The sequence below is a fragment of the Caballeronia sp. LZ033 genome (genome assembly GCF_031451265.1).
GTDB lineage: Bacteria > Pseudomonadota > Gammaproteobacteria > Burkholderiales > Burkholderiaceae > Caballeronia.
The window spans coordinates 2,244,595-2,261,582 of record NZ_JARUXQ010000001.1; the positions used below are offsets into that span (position 1 = coordinate 2,244,595).

At 65.1% G+C, this 16,988-nt stretch carries 17 protein-coding genes; 4 read left to right on the forward strand and 13 right to left on the reverse strand.

Annotated elements, in window-relative coordinates:
- Nucleotides 1–97: 97 nt before the first annotated feature.
- The 4 genes from earP (at nucleotide 98) to QCE62_RS10500 (ending at nucleotide 4,327) form a co-directional block, all read left to right on the forward strand.
- A complete protein-coding gene (earP, locus tag QCE62_RS10485) occupies nucleotides 98–1,270 on the forward strand; it encodes an elongation factor P maturation arginine rhamnosyltransferase EarP (RefSeq protein ID WP_309917361.1) in 1,173 nt (390 codons plus the stop codon).
- A gap of 308 nt (nucleotides 1,271–1,578) precedes the next feature.
- Nucleotides 1,579–2,136, forward strand: coding sequence for an elongation factor P (gene efp, locus QCE62_RS10490; protein WP_309917365.1), 558 nt, complete (start codon nucleotides 1,579–1,581; stop codon nucleotides 2,134–2,136).
- A gap of 260 nt (nucleotides 2,137–2,396) precedes the next feature.
- Entirely contained in the window at nucleotides 2,397–2,738 is a 342-nt protein-coding gene (locus QCE62_RS10495) for a BON domain-containing protein (protein WP_309917368.1), read from the forward strand.
- Nucleotides 2,739–2,920: 182 nt separating this feature from the next.
- A complete protein-coding gene (locus QCE62_RS10500; RefSeq protein WP_309809117.1) occupies nucleotides 2,921–4,327 on the forward strand; it encodes a sigma-54 dependent transcriptional regulator in 1,407 nt (468 codons plus the stop codon).
- Nucleotides 4,328–4,407: 80 nt separating this feature from the next.
- On the opposite strand, the gene nagZ is transcribed toward QCE62_RS10500, so the two are convergent.
- The 13 genes from nagZ to rpoE form a co-directional block, all read right to left on the reverse strand.
- Complete coding sequence (gene nagZ / locus QCE62_RS10505; protein WP_309917371.1) at nucleotides 4,408–5,436, reverse strand: beta-N-acetylhexosaminidase; 1,029 nt, start codon at nucleotides 5,434–5,436, stop codon at nucleotides 4,408–4,410.
- A 37-nt stretch (nucleotides 5,437–5,473) separates the two neighbouring features.
- On the reverse strand, nucleotides 5,474–5,878 hold the full coding sequence (gene acpS / locus QCE62_RS10510; protein WP_309917373.1) for a holo-ACP synthase: 405 nt from the start codon (nucleotides 5,876–5,878) through the stop codon (nucleotides 5,474–5,476).
- A 13-nt stretch (nucleotides 5,879–5,891) separates the two neighbouring features.
- Nucleotides 5,892–6,665 carry a pyridoxine 5'-phosphate synthase gene (gene pdxJ, locus QCE62_RS10515; RefSeq protein WP_309917375.1) on the reverse strand — a complete coding sequence of 258 codons (774 nt, stop codon included), beginning with the start codon at nucleotides 6,663–6,665 and terminating at the stop codon, nucleotides 5,892–5,894.
- Complete coding sequence (gene recO, locus QCE62_RS10520; RefSeq protein WP_309917378.1) at nucleotides 6,662–7,561, reverse strand: DNA repair protein RecO; 900 nt, start codon at nucleotides 7,559–7,561, stop codon at nucleotides 6,662–6,664. The genes pdxJ and recO overlap by 4 nt, the downstream gene beginning before the upstream one ends.
- Before the next feature lie 30 nt (nucleotides 7,562–7,591).
- Nucleotides 7,592–8,455, reverse strand: coding sequence for a GTPase Era (gene era, locus QCE62_RS10525; protein WP_309811619.1), 864 nt, complete (start codon nucleotides 8,453–8,455; stop codon nucleotides 7,592–7,594).
- A gap of 105 nt (nucleotides 8,456–8,560) precedes the next feature.
- Entirely contained in the window at nucleotides 8,561–9,649 is a 1,089-nt protein-coding gene (rnc, locus tag QCE62_RS10530; protein ID WP_309917381.1) for a ribonuclease III, read from the reverse strand.
- A 168-nt stretch (nucleotides 9,650–9,817) separates the two neighbouring features.
- Complete coding sequence (gene lepB, locus QCE62_RS10535) at nucleotides 9,818–10,714, reverse strand: signal peptidase I (RefSeq protein ID WP_309917384.1); 897 nt, start codon at nucleotides 10,712–10,714, stop codon at nucleotides 9,818–9,820.
- 66 nt (nucleotides 10,715–10,780) lie between these two features.
- Complete coding sequence (lepA, locus tag QCE62_RS10540; protein WP_309917389.1) at nucleotides 10,781–12,571, reverse strand: translation elongation factor 4; 1,791 nt, start codon at nucleotides 12,569–12,571, stop codon at nucleotides 10,781–10,783.
- A 147-nt stretch (nucleotides 12,572–12,718) separates the two neighbouring features.
- Nucleotides 12,719–12,964, reverse strand: a complete 246-nt coding sequence (locus tag QCE62_RS10545) for a glutaredoxin family protein (protein WP_309917391.1) — start codon at nucleotides 12,962–12,964, stop codon at nucleotides 12,719–12,721.
- 21 nt (nucleotides 12,965–12,985) lie between these two features.
- Nucleotides 12,986–14,548 (reverse strand): DegQ family serine endoprotease, encoded by a 1,563-nt coding sequence (locus QCE62_RS10550; RefSeq protein ID WP_309917394.1) that lies wholly within the window; start codon nucleotides 14,546–14,548, stop codon nucleotides 12,986–12,988.
- Between the two features lie 22 nt (nucleotides 14,549–14,570).
- The gene (locus QCE62_RS10555) at nucleotides 14,571–15,614 is read right to left on the reverse strand and encodes a MucB/RseB C-terminal domain-containing protein (protein ID WP_309917397.1); all 1,044 of its coding nucleotides are present in this window, start codon (nucleotides 15,612–15,614) and stop codon (nucleotides 14,571–14,573) included.
- A gap of 4 nt (nucleotides 15,615–15,618) precedes the next feature.
- Complete coding sequence (locus QCE62_RS10560; RefSeq protein ID WP_309917400.1) at nucleotides 15,619–16,248, reverse strand: sigma-E factor negative regulatory protein; 630 nt, start codon at nucleotides 16,246–16,248, stop codon at nucleotides 15,619–15,621.
- An 84-nt stretch (nucleotides 16,249–16,332) separates the two neighbouring features.
- Nucleotides 16,333–16,932 carry an RNA polymerase sigma factor RpoE gene (rpoE, locus tag QCE62_RS10565; protein WP_008342103.1) on the reverse strand — a complete coding sequence of 200 codons (600 nt, stop codon included), beginning with the start codon at nucleotides 16,930–16,932 and terminating at the stop codon, nucleotides 16,333–16,335.
- Nucleotides 16,933–16,988 lie beyond the last annotated feature (56 nt).

Genomic DNA, 16,988 nt, shown 5'->3' on the forward strand with positions numbered 1-16,988 from the left:
CGCGAAGCCTGGATGGGGAGGCGCGCGCGGGCGCCAGGGCCGCGGTCGTTGTCTTAGAATCGCCAGTTTAGAACATTACGCCGCGCGCCAACGCCCCATGTCCGAGCAGCCGCCCACGCCGTCCGCCACCCCGGAACTCGCCTGCGACATCTTTTGCGCGGTCATCGACAATTTCGGCGACATCGGCGTCTGCTGGCGGCTCGCTCGGCAGCTGCAAGCGGAATACGGCTGGCGCGTGCGGCTCTTCGTCGACGATCTGAAAGTCTTCCATGCCCTCCGTCCGGCCGTCGACGCCACGCTTGCGCGACAGGAAGCCTTGGGCGTCGTGATCGAGCACTGGCACGATCCCGCGCATGCCGGCGACAGGCTCGACATCGCGGACGTCGTGATCGAGGCGTTCGCGTGCGAACTGCCGCCCGCCTATGTCGCCGCGATGGCGCGGCGCGCGCGCAAGCCGGTCTGGGTGAATCTGGAGTACCTCAGCGGCGAAGACTGGGTCGCGGACTTTCACACGCGGCCTTCGCCGCATCCGCGTTATCCGCTCGAAAAGACGTTCTTCTTTCCCGGCCTGGGCGCAGGCACGGGCGGCGTACTGAAGGAACGCGATCTCGACGCGCGACGCCTGGCCTTCGATGCGCCCGCCTGGTGGCGCGAACACGTGCAAGGTGAGCCGCCGGGCGCCGAGAGCACCGTCATCTCCCTGTTCGCGTACGAGAACCCTGCCGTCGACAGCCTGCTCGCGCAGTGGCGCGACGGCGCCGAGCCGGTCGTGCTGCTCGTGCCAGAAGGACGCATCTCCGGCGCGCTGGCGCGCTTCTTCGGTGTGCCGCGGTTCGCGGCGGGCACGACGGCACGCGCGGGCGCATTGCGGGCGCACGCGCTGGGATTCGTCGAGCAGCCGCGTTTCGACGCCTTGCTATGGGCCGCCGACATCAACTTCGTGCGCGGCGAGGATTCTTTCGTGCGGGCGCAATGGGCGTGCAAGCCGTTTGTCTGGCACATCTATCCGCAAGCCGACGACGCCCATCTCCCCAAACTCGATGCCGCTCTGGCCCATTACACGCAGGCGCTCGATGCCTCGGCGCGGGCTTCGACGGAACGCTTCTGGCACGCGTGGAACGGCGCGGGAACGCCGGACTGGGCCGATTTCTCGCGTTATCGCCGGGCGCTGGAGGCCCGCGCTGCGAGCTGGGCCGGTGAGCTGGCGGCTATCGGCGACCTGGCAGCGAATCTCGTCACGCATGTGCTTGCGCGCCTGCCTCGCGGGTGAGAACTCCGACGCCGCCCGCGCCCTGCCTTGCGCTGCGTCCTTCGTGCGCGTCATCCGACTGGCCCAACGGACAAAAACTCAGTTAAAATAAGCGGTTATCCGAGGAAGCAAGCGCGAGTAGGCAACGGACAGGCGGTTGCAGGTTCTGGCCAGCGCACCGGTATCGCGCGGCAGTCAAAGCAACGGGATACGTCGCCCGGCAAGCAGCCTTCCTCGTTGACAAGCATTCACGCGTGGCGGCAGAGCGCCGCTGCCGGATCGAATCATCCAGGCATTCAGCCCTATCCATTCGTACAGGACCCAGTTTTATGAAGACCGCACAAGAACTCCGCGTCGGCAACGTCGTCATGATCGGCAGCGATGCCATGGTGGTGCAGCGCGCCGAGTACAACAAGTCGGGCCGCAACGCCGCGGTCGTCAAGATGAAGTTCAAAAACCTGCTGACGAACTCCGGCATGGAAACGGTCTACAAGGCGGACGACAAGTTCGACGTCGTCGTGCTGGATCGCAAGGAAGTGACCTATTCCTACTTCGCTGACCCGATGTACGTCTTCATGGACGCTGACTACAACCAGTACGAAGTCGAAGCCGAAATGATGGGCGACGCGCTCAACTACCTCGAAGACGGCATGGCCTGCGAAGTGGTGTTCTATAACGAGAAGGCCATCTCGGTCGAACTGCCCACCACGCTCGTGCGCGAAATCATCTACACGGAACCGGCCGTGAAGGGCGACACTTCGTCGGGCAAGGTGCTGAAGACCGCCAAGCTGAACACCGGTTTCGAACTGCAAGTGCCGCTGTTCTGCAACATCGGCGACAAGATCGAAATCGACACGCGCACGAACGAGTACCGCAGCCGCGCTTAAGCGTCGCACGGCACCCAGGAGCCTCGCACGCAGCAACCTCCGCGACGGCTCCCTGAACAAGCGCCCTTCCACGGGCGCTTTTTCTTTTGCATGAATTTTTTGACAAATTCAGGCAAACTTTACCGCTCGGGCCCTCATTCGATGAGAGCGCCTCCGACGAGCCAATCCCCGCAAAGGCTACCCGTCCGGCCACGATCGGAAAAATCAACCGCGTGGCACGGTTTCTGCTAAAAAGCTGCGATAACGATTTCAGAGCCGACATGCCAAGACCGCGTCCCATCACGAACCGGTTGTTGATTGTGGCGGCACTCGCGCTGCCACCCTTCGCGTTGCCGGGATGCAAGTCGACGCCGCCGGCCGCAGCGCCCGCTTCCAGCCAGCCGGCGCCCGATGACGCGACCTTGGCTGCCCGCGTGAAGCAGGCATTGGCCGCCGATCCGCAGCTGAGATCGTTGCCGGTGAGCGTCGCGACCTATCGCGGCGTGGTGCAGGTTGCGGGATATGTGGAATCGGATGCGCAGATCGAGCGCGCCCTGGCCGTGGCCCGTGGCGTGCCGGGCGTGCGCTCCGTCAGCAATGAGCTGCATCTCAGGCCGCGTTGAGGCGGTCACCGGGGAACAGATGACACACGAGTAACGCAGGACGAGAACCGCAGCGGGTCGGGCGCCGGAGTCAGACAACGGCAGCGCCGCCCGCCCACGAAACACCGGAGTCCCGTGCAGCGCCGTTGCGGCCGGCACGCAGCGACGGTGCATTACAGTCCACTTTGAGACATTGGTCAGCCATGCCACACGCCCTGATTGTCGAAGACGATCCCAATAGCCTCTCAGGTTTGTCCGCGATCCTGTCGGCGGATGGTTTTTCCGTCGACACGGCGACGACCCTTGCCGAGGCACGCTCCGCGCTGACGCGCTTCATCCCTGATGTCGTGCTGATCGACCTGAATCTTCCGGACGGCAGCGGCCTCGATCTGCTGCCGAGCCTGCCCTCGCAACCGCCCGACGGCGCGTTGCCGGTGATCGTCATGACCGGCAACGCGACCGTGGAAAGCGCGATCGAGGGTCTGCGGCACGGCATCTGGGACTATCTGCTGAAGCCGGTCAACATTCCGCGCCTGCGCAGCCTGCTCGCGCGCATCCCGCGTCCGTACGAACTCACCGAGGAAGTGCAGGCGCTGCGCTCCACGCTGCGCGAACTCGGCCACTTTGGCGACATGACCGGACGCAGTGCGGCGATGCAGCACGTCTACGATCTCATCGAACACACCGCGCCGACCGAGGCGGCCGTGTTGATCTGCGGCGAGCCGGGCACGGGCAAGAAGATCGCGGCGCGCACGATTCATCAGCTGAGCCGTCGCCGCAAAGGACCGTTCGTCACCTTCGACTGCTCCGCGTACCGTCATTCCGGCACGGCCGGCGAGGCGCCGCAGCGCACGATGGAAAGCATCCTCTTCGGCCATGAGCGCAATGCCTACGCGGGCGCGGAGCATCGCGAACCGGGCCTGCTCGAACAGGCGGGCGGCGGCACGCTGTTCCTCGACCAGATCGATTCCCTGCCGGCGCCGCAGCAGGAGGCGCTGTTGCGCGCGCTCGATTCGCAGACCTTCATGCGGGTGGGCGGCAGCAACCGGATCATGACGGACTTCCGCCTGATCGCCGCGTCGCGCACGCCGATGCGCGAGGCCGTCGCGAGCGGTGCGATGCGTGAAGACCTGTTCCAGCGGCTGTCGGCCTCGTCGATCCTGTTGCCGCCGCTGAGCGAACGCGACGACGACATCGCGCTCATCGCCGAAGCGCTCGTCGACGAGCTCAACCGCGAGAATCACATTGCCGGGATCACGAGCGGATCGCCGAAGCGCGTCAGTCCCGCGTTCATCCGCGAGTGCTTCGCGACCGAATGGCCAGGCAACGTTCGCGAGATGCGCGAGCGCGTGCGGCGCGCCTATCACGCGTCGGGTGAAACCATCGAGACCTTGCGCGTCGATGAACCGGGCGGACTCGGCGGACGCGGCCTGAACGGCAGCAGCGTGCAGGTGACGGTGGGCACGGCGCTGGCCGACGTCGAGGACATGCTGATCCGTGCGACGCTCGAGGCGGTCGGCGGCACGCGCCATCGCGCGGCGACGCTGCTGGGCATCAGCCCGAAGACGCTCTATAACAAGCTGCAGCGGATGAAGCTCGAGCCGTCGTGATGCTTTGACTGCTTTAACGAAGCTCGAAAAAAACGCCACGATCGTGGCGTTTTTTTTCATCTGAATCGTCCGGGAAGGAATCAGCCGAGTGTGTCCTCGATGAGCGCGCGTGCCGCCCGATACTCCGCCTGTCCCTGCAGTTTGTCCCAGCGCAGCGCCTTGCCGCGCCGCCGCATCTGCCTGAGCCGTTGGGCCGACGCCTTCGACGGCACATGGCGCAACTGCTTCAGCACCCGTCCCGCCTCTTCCGGCTGATTGCAGATCAGCACCATGTCGCAGCCCGCCGCGAGCGCGGCGCTCGCCGCTTCGGTGAGCGTGCCGCCGGCGCGGGCCGCTTCCATCGAGAGATCGTCGCTGAAGATCGCGCCATTGAAGCCGAGCCTGCCGCGCAGGATGTCCTGCAGCCAGATGCGCGAAAAGCCGGCGGGCTTGTCGTCGACCTGGGTGTAGATGACATGCGCCGGGATCACCGACGCCAGCGACATGCCGAGCCAGTCATACGGACGCACGTCGGCGGCGAGGATGTCTTCGAGCGCGCGGTCGTCGGTGGGCAGGGCCACGTGCGAATCGGCGGATGCGAAACCGTGACCCGGGAAGTGCTTGCCGCAGTTCGCCATGCCCGCGAGCGCCAGGCCGTGATTCAGGCTCTTCGCGAGCATCGTCACGACGCGCGGATCGCCATGCAGCGCGCGATCGCCAATTACCTTCGACTGCCCGTAGTTCAGATCCAGCACCGGCGTGAAGCTCATGTCGATGCCGCACGCGCGCAACTCCGACGCCAGCACGTAGCCGAACGCGGTCGCGGTCTTCGTCGCGGCGAGCACGTCACGATCCCACAGCTCGCCGAGCCGGCCAGGCGCGGGCAGCACCGTGAAGCCATCGGTGCGGAAGCGCTGCACGCGCCCGCCTTCGTGATCGACGGCGATCAGGATGTCCTCGCGCACGTCGCGAATTGCATCGGTCAGTGCGACCAGCTGCGCGCGATTCTCGAAGTGCCGCGCGAACAGGATGATCCCGCCGGTCATCGGATGCGTGAGGCGGTCGATATCGGCGTCGGACAGCGTCGTGCCGGCGACGTCGAGCATGACGGGGCCGGGAATGCGTTTCATCGATTTCAATGGGAGCCCTGAATGGATGGAATGGAGGTCAGACGCGCTCGGGCGTCTCGGCGATCACGAACGACACCGCGTAGTCGCGCTCGTCGCTGACCGTGACCTGCGCGGTGATGCCGCGCTGCGCGAGCCATTCGGCCAGTTCGCCGGACGCGACGCACACGGGCTTGCCGCTCGGCTCGTTGAGCGTTTGCAGCGCGCGCCAGGTCATCGGCCAGCGCATGCCGAGGCCGATCGCCTTCGAGAACGCTTCCTTGGCCGAGAAACGCGTGGCGAGGAACGCGAGGCCGCGCACTTCCGAGCGCGCGCGCCGGGCGTGATAGATGCGCAGTTCGTCCGGGCCGAGCACCTTCTCGGCGAAACGTCCCCTGGTGCGCTCCATCACCGCCGCGATGCGGCTGACCTGCGCGATGTCGGTGCCGATTCCGTAGATCGCCATGTGAACCCGCGCTTCAGCGTGCGTGGCCGGCGGCAAGACGCGAGGCGACCATGATCGCCTTCATCTCGCGCACTGCGTTGTCCCAGCCGGCGAAGATCGCATGCGCGACGATCGCGTGACCGATGTTCAGTTCGACGATCCCCGGCAGCGCGGCGATCGCCTGCACATTGGTGTAGTGCAGCCCGTGTCCGGCATTGACCTTGAGGCCCAGCGCATTGCCGAAGTCGACGCTGCGCGCCACGCGCTCGAATTCGTCCTGCTGCGCGGCTTCGTGGTGCGCCTCGGCATAGCGGCCAGTGTGCAGTTCGATGACGGGCGCGCCTGCTTCCTGCGCCGCGCGAATCTGCGTCTCGTCCGGGTCGATGAACAGCGACACGCGCGCGCCCGCATCGGCCAGTTGCCGGCACGCGGCCTTCACCTCTTCGAAGCGGCCGGCGACGTCGAGGCCGCCTTCGGTCGTGACTTCCTGACGCTTCTCCGGCACGAGACAGACATCGTGCGGCTTGATCTCGCAGGCGATGTCGAGCATCTCGCGCGTCACCGCGCACTCCAGGTTCATGCGCGTTTTGAGCAGCGGACGCAGCGTGCGCACGTCGGCGTCGACGATATGGCGGCGGTCCTCGCGCAGGTGCAGCGTGATGGCGTCGGCGCCCGCTTCCTCGGCGGCCAGCGCCGCGCGGATCGGATCGGGATAGGACGTGCCGCGCGCGTTGCGCAGCGTGGCGACGTGATCGATGTTCACGCCCAGATCGATCACGTTCGCAGGCGACGAGAGAAAGAAGCTCATAGTTTTTGCAGGTCGATCAGTATCTGACGGGTGGCGAGCGGCGTGCCGCCCAGGTAATGATTCAGCAGGAAGCGCATCAGCGTCTTGCTCTGGGCCGCGGTCTGCGGGCTGGCGAAGTCGTCGCGCTCCATGTCGAGCAGCGTCTGTCCCGAGATCACCGGCCATGGCGGCGGAAGATCATCGGATGCTTCGCGCACGCCGCGGTCCGGATCGAACACGTAGCGGCCGTCGGGCGTCACCGGCTGGCGCGTCACGGTGCGCATCAGGTTCATCGCATAGCCGGTTTCGCGCAGCAGCACGCGTTCGAACGAGCGCAGCACCTGCACGGCGGGTTCGTCGTGGGCCAGGCGCGAGAGCGTCAGCACGTAGTGATTGAAGAGCGCGGGATGCGCGTCCTCGCGGGCACAGAACTTCACCAGCAGTTCGTTGACGTAGAAGCCGCACAGCAGCGCGTCGCCCGCGAGCGGCAGCATGCCGCCGACCCACTCTGCCGTCGTCAGCGTGCGCACTTCGCCCTTGCCGGTCCACGACAGCCCGAGCGGCTGGAAGGTCTGCAACACGCCGCGCAGCGCGGAATGCGGACGCTTCGCGCCCTTCGCGACGAGCGCGACGCGGCCGTGATCGCGCGAAAACACGTCGATGATCAGGCTCGTCTCGCGATACGGATAGCTGTGCAGCACGAAGCCCGGCTGCTCGGCAATGCGGAAGTCGGAACGCGGCGCGGCGCGCGGACGTTTCTCCGTGCCTTCGTTCGCCGACGCGCTTGCGCCGGACGCGGCCCCGCGCGTGCGCTTCTTCGCGACGCGCGCGACCGGACGCTCGGTCGCGTCGAAATCGTCGTCAGGACGATCGTCGGCGGACGGCGTCATCCACGCGTCATTGGTGCCGTCGTCCATGAGTGGTGGCTCATCCGGTTCGGTCGCGGTTTATTCGTAGCCGTAGGCGCGCAGGCCGGCTTCGTTGTCGGCCCAGCCGCTCTTCACCTTGACGAAGGTTTCCAGATACACCGGGCCGTCGAACAGCTTCTCCATGTCGAGGCGCGCTTCGGTGCTGATCTGCTTCAGCTTCGCGCCCTTCTGGCCGATGATCATCGCCTTGTGGCCGTCGCGGTCCACCATGATGGTCGCGAACACGCGGCGCAGCCGGCCTTCGGTCTCGAACTTGTCGATCAGCACGGTGCTCGTGTACGGCAGTTCGTCGCCGGTCCAGCGGAACACTTTTTCACGCAGGATTTCCGCCGCGAGGAAGCGCTCGCTGCGGTCGGTGAGATCGTCTTCGCCGTAGATCGGCTCGCCTTCGGGCAGATACGGCTTGAGCACGGTGAGCAGACGCTTGATGTCCTCAGGCTGCTTCGCCGCGAGCGGCACGATCTCGCGGAAATCGCGCAACGCCGACATCTGCTGCATGAACGGGAACAGCGAATCCTTGTCGCCGACCCGGTCGAGCTTGTTGGCGATCAGCAGCGTGGGCGTGCCGGGCGGAATCAGATTGAGCACTTGCTGGTCGTCCGGTCCGAAACGGCCGGCTTCGATCACGAACAGGATGGCATCGACGGAAGTGAGCGTCGAGGTCACCGCGCGATTCAGCGAGCGGTTGAGCGCGCCGCTGTGGCGCGTCTGGAAGCCGGGGGTATCGACGAAGATGTACTGCGCGTCGCCGATGGTGTTGATGCCGGTGATGCGATGGCGCGTGGTCTGCGCCTTGCGCGAGGTGATGCTCACCTTCTGGCCGACGAGCCCGTTCATCAGCGTCGATTTGCCGACGTTCGGCCGGCCGACGATGGCGATCATGCCGCAGCGGAAACCGGGGGATACGGAAGTGTTCATAGTCGTGTGCAGCAAGGTTTCGTTGGAGCGCGGCGGAGCAAGCCGGGCCCGGGCGCGCGGCGGCGCGTGTCAGTGGCCGGCGTCGGCGGCGCGCGCGACGCGGCCCGTGGGCGCGTCGGCGACGGCGCCTGCATCTGCGGCCGGTTCGGCATGCACGGCCTGCTCCGCCGTGGCCGTCTCGCTTTTCACGACTTTCTCGGGCTTGTGGATCACTGCGCGCTCGGGCTTGTCGGCGGCGGCATAGGCGCCCGCCGACGGCTCCACGTGCGTCGCCCGGATGACCGCGAGCGGCGGCGTGACTGCGTTGACAGCGGGACGTTCGTCGGCGGCATGCGGCAAGCCGTGGCTGCCGTGCTGACGCTCGCGCCGGTCGGGCGAACGCAGGTCGAGCGCGGCCTGGATGCCGGTGACGCCGGGCACCACTTCCTGTTCAGCCAGCTTGGCCGAACGCGCGCCTTTGCGCTTCGGCTTGACGCCGAGCGTGGGCGCGGCGGCAGCGACTTCGTCGAGCGCCTTCTTGGCCGCCGCCTGCTCGGCCGCGCGACGGCTGGCGCCGGAGCCGGACACCTTGACGTCGAGCTTCGGCACCGAACATTCCACCTCGAACTGCTGGTTGTGCGCGGCGCCGTGCGTTGCGACGACGGTATAAGTCGGCAGCGCGATCTTGTGACCTTGCAGGTATTCCTGGAGCAACGTCTTGGCGTCCTTGCCGATGGTGCGCGGATCGATGTGATCCAGCACCGGCGTGTACAGACGCTTGATGACGGTCGCGGCGGCGTCGAAGCCGCCGTCGAGGAAGATGGCGCCGAAAATGGCTTCGAGCGTGTCGGCCAGAATGGACGGGCGACGGAAGCCGCCGCTGCGCAGTTCGCCTTCACCGAGTCGCAGACCTTCCGAGACGTTCAGCGCTTGCGCGATTTCGTAGAGGGATTGCTGCTTGACCAGATTCGCGCGGACGCGGGAAAGGTCGCCTTCGTCGAGTTTGCCGAATCGTTGAAACAAAAGCGCAGCCACCACGCAATTTAGAACGGAATCGCCGAGAAATTCGAGCCGTTCATTGTTCGTGGCACTGTGACTGCGGTGGGTCATCGCCTGGCGCAGCAATTCCGCATTGCGAAATTCGTACCGCAGCCGGCTTTCCAGCGGAGAAGAGGGCATGGAGAGAGTATAACGCGGGCGCGACGGGCGACGATTCCGTCACCCGTCGCCGGAAAACGCGCGCGGAGACGGTGTTAGCCGCGCTTCTTCACGCCGTTTCGAAGCTTTAGTTTTAATGGTTTCGCAACGCGCCGGCTGCCATTGCATGACGAGCCGGCGCAACGCGCGTCACTCGAACGAGCCGATGCGTTTCAAATTGCCGAAGTTCATCCAGATGAAGAACGCACGCCCCACGATGTTCTTGTCCGGCACGAAACCCCAGTAACGGCTGTCCGCGCTGTTGTCGCGGTTATCGCCCATCATGAAGTAGTTGCCCGGCGGCACCTTGCAGGTCACGCCCTGCGCGTTGTAGTTGCAGTTGTCGCGGAACGGAAAATCTTCAGCGCCCATGATGTACGGCGGCACCTGCGGATTGTTCAGGATCGCGTTCTTGCGTCCATTGCCGAGGTCTTCCATGAACTGCTTCGAGTACCCGATGCTCTCGCTGTCGAAATAATCGGGCATCGGCGTTTCGGGCACCGGCTTGCCGTTGATGGTGAGCTTCTTGTCCTCGTAGGCGACCGTGTCGCCCGGCAGGCCGATCACGCGCTTGATGTAGTCGACCGATTCGTCTTTCGGATAGCGGAACACGACCACGTCGCCCCGTTGCAGCGGACTGCCCTGCGTGATCTTGGTGTTGCTGATCGGCAGGCGCAGACCGTACTCGTACTTGTTGACGAGGATGAAGTCGCCGACGAGCAGCGTCGGGATCATGGAGCCGGACGGAATCTTGAACGGCTCGATGATGAACGAGCGCACCACGAAGACCGCCAGGATCACCGGGAAAAAGCTCGCCGTGTATTCGAGCCACCACGGCTGGCGCAGCTTGTCGTCGCGCAGGCGGGCGCGCGTCTGGTCGGCGTTCTCGTCGGCGAAACGCTCGCCCACGCGCTCCTGCTGGCGGTCGAATTCGGTGACCGCGGCCTCGGCGGCGCGGCGCCGTTGCGGCAGGAAGACCAGCTTGTCGAGCACCCACGCAATACCCGTCAGCACGACGAGAATCAAAAGAATCAATGCAAAATTCATCAATCGCTTCCGGTTGTTATCGTTGTTTGCCCGACGGACGCGCCGCCGGGCGGAACGGCGCGGACGTCACTCGTCCACGCGCAGGATGGCCAGGAAGGCTTCCTGCGGAATCTCGACCGAGCCGACCTGCTTCATGCGCTTCTTGCCGGCCTTCTGTTTCTCGAGCAGCTTCTTCTTGCGCGAGATGTCGCCGCCGTAGCACTTCGCCAGCACGTTCTTGCGCAGCGCCTTGATGTTCTCGCGCGCGATGATGTTCGAGCCGATGGTCGCCTGAATCGCCACGTCGTACATCTGGCGCGGAATCAGCTCGCGCATCTTCGACGCCACTTCGCGTCCGCGATACTGGCTCTGCGAACGGTGCACGATGACGGACAGCGCATCGACCTTGTCGCCGTTGATGAGCATATCCACCTTGACCACGTCGGCCGCGCGATATTCCTTGAACTCGTAATCCATCGACGCATACCCGCGCGACGTGGACTTCAGGCGGTCGAAGAAGTCGAGCACGATTTCCGCCATCGGGATCTCGTACGTGAGCTGCACCTGGCGGCCGTGATACTGCATGTTGATCTGCGAGCCGCGCTTGGCCGTACACAGCGTGATGACCGAGCCGACATATTCCTGCGGCATGTACAGGTTCACGGTGACGATCGGCTCGCGCACTTCGTCGATCTTCGGCGGCTCCGGCATCTTGGCCGGATTCTCGACCATGATGATGCTGCCGTCGTTCTGCAGGACCTCGTAGATCACCGTGGGCGCCGTGGTGATCAGGTCCATGTCGAACTCGCGCTCGAGCCGCTCCTGCACGATTTCCATGTGCAGCAGGCCGAGGAAGCCGCAGCGGAAACCGAAGCCGAGCGCCTGCGACACTTCCGGCTCGAACTGCAGCGAGGCGTCGTTGAGCTTCAGCTTTTCGAGCGACTCACGCAGCGCGTCGTACTGGTTCGCTTCGACCGGATAAAGGCCGGCGAACACCTGCGGCTTCACTTCCTTGAAGCCCGGCAGCGGTTCGGTTGCCGGACGGGTCGCGACGGTGACGGTATCGCCGACCTTCGCGGCCGTCAGTTCCTTGATGCCCGCGATCACGAAGCCCACCTGCCCCGCCGACAACTCCGGGAGGTTGGTCGACTTCGGCGCGAACACGCCGACGTGCTCGACCGGATACTGCGCACCGGTCGCCATCATCTTGATCTTGTCTTTCGGCTTGAGCACGCCGTTGACGATGCGCACCAGCATCACGACGCCGACGTAGTTGTCGAACCACGAGTCGATGATCAGCGCCTGCAACGGGGCTTCGGGATCGCCCTTGGGCGGCGGCACCTTTGCGATCAGCGATTCGAGCACGTCCGCCACGCCGAGGCCGGTCTTCGCGCTGCAATGCACGGCGTCCGTGGCGTCGATGCCGATCACGTCCTCGATTTCGGTAATGGCGTTCTCGGGGTTCGCCGCCGGCAGGTCGATCTTGTTCAGCACCGGCACCACTTCCACGCCCAGTTCGATGGCCGTGTAGCAGTTCGCGACGGTCTGCGCCTCGACGCCCTGGCTCGCGTCCACCACCAGCAGCGCGCCTTCGCACGCGGACAGCGAACGGCTGACTTCGTAGGAGAAGTCGACGTGTCCGGGGGTATCGATGAGGTTCAGGTTGTAGACCTGGCCGTCGCGCGCCTTGTAGGTCAGCGCCGCGGTCTGTGCCTTGATGGTGATGCCGCGCTCGCGCTCCAGGTCCATCGAATCGAGCACCTGCGCTTCCATCTCGCGGTCGGACAAGCCGCCGCACAGCTGGATGATGCGGTCGGCGAGCGTCGACTTGCCGTGGTCGATGTGCGCAATGATCGAGAAATTACGAATATGGTCCATTCAGTGCCGCAAGCCAGAAAAAGCGAAAAAGGCGCGCCCTCAGCAACCCGGAGCACGCCTTGAAAATTTCGGGGAAAACTTCGGCATTTTAGCCGAAAACGGGTTCGACCCGCCGGTTTTCGGCGCGCCGCGAGCGCAAGCGCCGCGTCATGCGCGACGGGCCGCCAGTGCGGCGTCCACTGCTTCGGCATCGAGCCGGTAGTGACACAGCTCGGCGCCGTCCAGCACCAGGACGGGCACGAGCTCGTCGTAGCGGGCTTCGAGCGCCGGATCCTGATCGATGTCGATCCATTCGATCGCCGCGCCGTGCCGGGCCGCAATCGGCTCCAGCGCGGCGCGCATCTCCTCGCACAGATGACACCAGGCGCGGCCGTAGAGCATGAGGGCCGGCATCGGCACGGCGGCGCTTACTTCTTACTTCTGCGCCGGCACGCGCGGACGCAGCGGCACGAACTGCGTGTTGTCGCCGCGCCGCACGAGCACCGCGATCATCTTGCTGGCGTCGAGATTCTGCGCGACCGCCTCGAATTGCTTCGCGCTCGTGATGTCGGTGTCGCCCACGCGCAGGATGATGTCGCCCTTCTGGAAGCCCGCGCGCGCCGCCGGACCTTCCACTGCGTCCACCTGCACGCCGTTGTTCAGCTTGAGCGTCTTCTTCTGCTCGGCGGGAATGTCGCTCACGGCGAGCCCGAGCGAGTTGCTCGCGCGTTCCTTCGGCTGCGGCGCCTTCTTCTGCTCGGTCCTCGCGACCTTGTCCGGCTGCATCTCGGCCACGACGATCGGCAGATCGCGCGTCTGGCCCTTGCGCCAGACCGTGATCGTGGCCTTCGTGCCGGGCTTGGTGTCGCCGACCATGCGCGGCAGGTCCGTCGCGGTCTCGACGCTCTGGCCGTTGAAGCGGGTGATGATGTCGCCCGGCTGCACGCCGGCCTTGTCCGCCGGACCGCCTGATTCGACGCTCGACACCAGTGCGCCCTGCGCCTTCGGCAGCCCGAGCGAATCGGCGACGTCCTTCGTCACCTCGCCGATCGCCACCGCGATGCGGCCGCGCGTCACCTTGCCGGTGGTCTTGAGCTGATCGGCCACGCGCATCGCTTCGTCGATCGGAATCGCGAACGAAATGCCCATGAAGCCGCCGGTGCGGCTGTAGATCTGCGAGTTGATGCCGATCACCTCGCCCGCCATGTTGATCAGCGGACCGCCCGAATTGCCCGGATTCACCGCGACATCGGTCTGGATGAACGGCAGGTAGTCGCCGGTATCGCGGCCTTTCGCGCTGACGATGCCCGCGGTCACGGTGTTGTCGAGGCCGAACGGCGAGCCGATCGCGAGCACCCATTCGCCGACGCGCACCTTGTTCGAATCGCCGATGGTGATGGCCGGCAGGTTCGTCGCGCTGATCTTCACCACGGCGACATCCGTGCGTTCGTCCACCCCGACGAGCCGCGCCTTGAATTCGCGCTTGTCGGTGAGCGTGACGTAGATGGTGTCGGCGTCATCGACGACGTGAGCGTTGGTCATCACGTAGCCGTCGGTGGACAGGATGAAGCCCGAGCCGACGCCGCTGCTCTGTTCCGAATTGTCCTGGCTGTCGTCGGGCGCGTTGCGGCTGCCGCCCTTGCCCTGATCGCCCTGGCTGCTGCCGCCGTTGTTGCCGCCGCCGTTATTGCCACCGCCGCCACCACCGCCTCCGCCGCCGCGGGGCGGCTGGCCGGGCATCGGAATGCCGAAGAAGCGGCGGAAGAATTCGGACATGTCGCCGTCGTCCATGCCGGGCGGCAGGCCGCGCAGGTCGCTGCCGGAACCGACGCGCGACGTGGTGCGGATGTTCACGACCGACGGACCGACCTTGTCGACGAGCGTCGTGAAGTCCGGCAGATTCACCGTGGGCACCGCCGCCGCCGTTTGCGAGATGAACGGCAGGCACACGGCGAGCGCCGCGGCCGCGATGAACTTGCGCAGCGAGTAATGGCTCATGAGCGGGAGACCGGAATCCGGATTACTTGGAAGGCTTGTATTCTATGGTAGAAGCAAATTGCTGCAACGTGGCTTGCGGCACCTCGCCCAGCAAAGTGATCCAGAAATCCCCGCGCCGTTTCACCAGCACATGCGTGGCGCCGCTGTTGCCCGCGCCTTCCTTGCGGGTATTTTTCTCGACCGGCTCCACAAAAACCGAAATGGTCGCCAGACCGTCCGAAAACACCGCCTGGTCGACGGGTATCGGCGGCTGTCCCGGCTGGCTCGACGCCATCGGCCGGCGCAGTTCGCGAATCTTGCGGAACCCGGCGATGTTCGGCGTCAGCTGCCAGCCTTGCGCCTCCATGTCGACCGGCTGCACCGGCGGCCGGACGACGGTCCAGCCGGACGTACTGCGGATGCCGTTGGCGATCGGCGTCTTGTCGCCCGGACCGCCGATCTTCACCTGCGAGAACGACAGCTGTTCGAGCACCTGGCCGTCGGCGTCGAGCGTCTGCGCGCGCAGCAGCAGGCCGGTCTTGGCATCGGCCCAGAGCTTGTAGGCGAAACGATAGGAATCTTTCGGATCGAGTTCGAGCACCGTGGTGTCGAGGCCCGCGACGCGGTCGTTGCCGAGCAGCTTCGGCTCGTAGGCGGCGAGCACCTGGGCGCCGCTCGTAGAAAGCAGCGCCGGGAAGGAATCGCGGTTCTGCCGCTGTTCGACCACCAGCAAATGACGCTCAGGCACGAACGTGAACATGTCGTCGTCGTGGCGCAGCATCTTGCGCGGCGCACCGTCCAGGCTTTCGAGCGATTCATATTCGCCGTCGCCGCGCGCGGCGACATGCGTAATGCGCGACGACTGCACCGTCGCGCCGCGCTGGTAGACGAACGTGCCTTCGTAATTCTGCTGCTGCGCCGCTTCGTGAATGCGGTCGAGCAGCGTGGCGGCTGATTTGCGCGCGGCGGCGGGATCGTCTCCCTGGGCGAAACTGCCCGATGCCGCCGTCAACAACACGGCTGCGCAAAGCATGAATGCCGGCAGCCGTCCCCAATGGTTCGTATTGTTCAACCGCACACTCGGCATCAAATTATTGGTCCTGCGAGGTAGCCGCCGCGCGAATCAAGGGCATCGAACCGGGCATTACAGGCTGTTGGGAAAACTGCTGGTGCGCTTCCAGATACTGGTCCAGATTGGCGTCGCGAATGATGTTCGCCTCGACGATCGGCGAGCGCGTGGTAGCAGCCGGCACGGATGCCATGGCGACGCGTTGCATCGAATTGGCCGGGGTGACGCTGGCCACTTGCGCGCCGCCGTGGCTGTCCACGCCCTGCAGCTGCGGCACGACGATCCACGTCAGCGTGGCGGCCGCCGCGGCGACCGCGAATGCCGGCATCACGCGACGGCGCAGCATGCCGCCGCGCGCTTTCGCCGCAGGCAGCGCAGCCGGAGCCAGCACATGCGCCTCGGCTTCGATACGTTCGGAGAAAGCGGCCATGAATGCGCTGCTGCGCGCCGGGCTGACCGCGAGATCGTCGGAGCGCAGCGCGTCTCCGATCAGGTGATATGCCGACCACGCCGCGCGGTCGTCGTGTTTCAGTTCCGCGAGAAACTGGCCGAGGTTGCCAATTTCGTCGACCGACTCACCGTCGACAAATGCCGACATGCGTTCGCCGCGCGAACCTGCTTGCGTCTGATTTTGCACCGAGACCGACCCCATGATGCTCCCCATCTCTTTGACCCACACCCGTAGTGACACCAACTGACCCAGTTATCGCGTCCCTGTCCCGTGGATGACCGCCGCTTACCAGCGTTTGCCTTCGGGAGTGTCCAACAACGGACGCAATTTTGCCGCAATGGCTTCTCGAGCACGAAAAATTCTCGACCTGACGGTGCCGATGGGGCAATCCATCATCTCGGCGATTTCCTCGTAACTCAATCCTTCGATTTCCCGGAGCGTGATGGCGGTGCGAAGCTCCTCGGGCAACAGCGCCATCGCAGCATTGACCGTCTGTGCGATCTGCTTGCTCATCAACATCGACTCGGGCGTGTTGATATCCCTTAGTTGGTCGGCGTCGGAGAAAGTTTCCGCTTCTTCGGCATCTGCTTCGGTAGAAGTGGGCGCCCGGCGTCCTTGCGTGGCAAGGTAGTTCTTTGCCGTATTGACGGCGATGCGATACAGCCAGGTGTAGAACGCCGATTCACCCCGGAATTGCGGCAGTGCACGATAAGCCTTGATGAAGGCGTCCTGGGCGACGTCCTCGACCTCGGCGGGGTCGCGCACGAGGCGCGAGATCAGTCGAATGATCTTGCGGTGGTATTTGGCGACCAGCAGTTCGAACGCGGCCTTGTCACCCTTCTGCACACGTTCGACCAGCAATTGGTCGATTTCTTTTTCGCTCACCTGGGAAATCCGTTTGACTTTGGTCTGTTGCGCGGAGGGCTATTGTAACGGCCCCG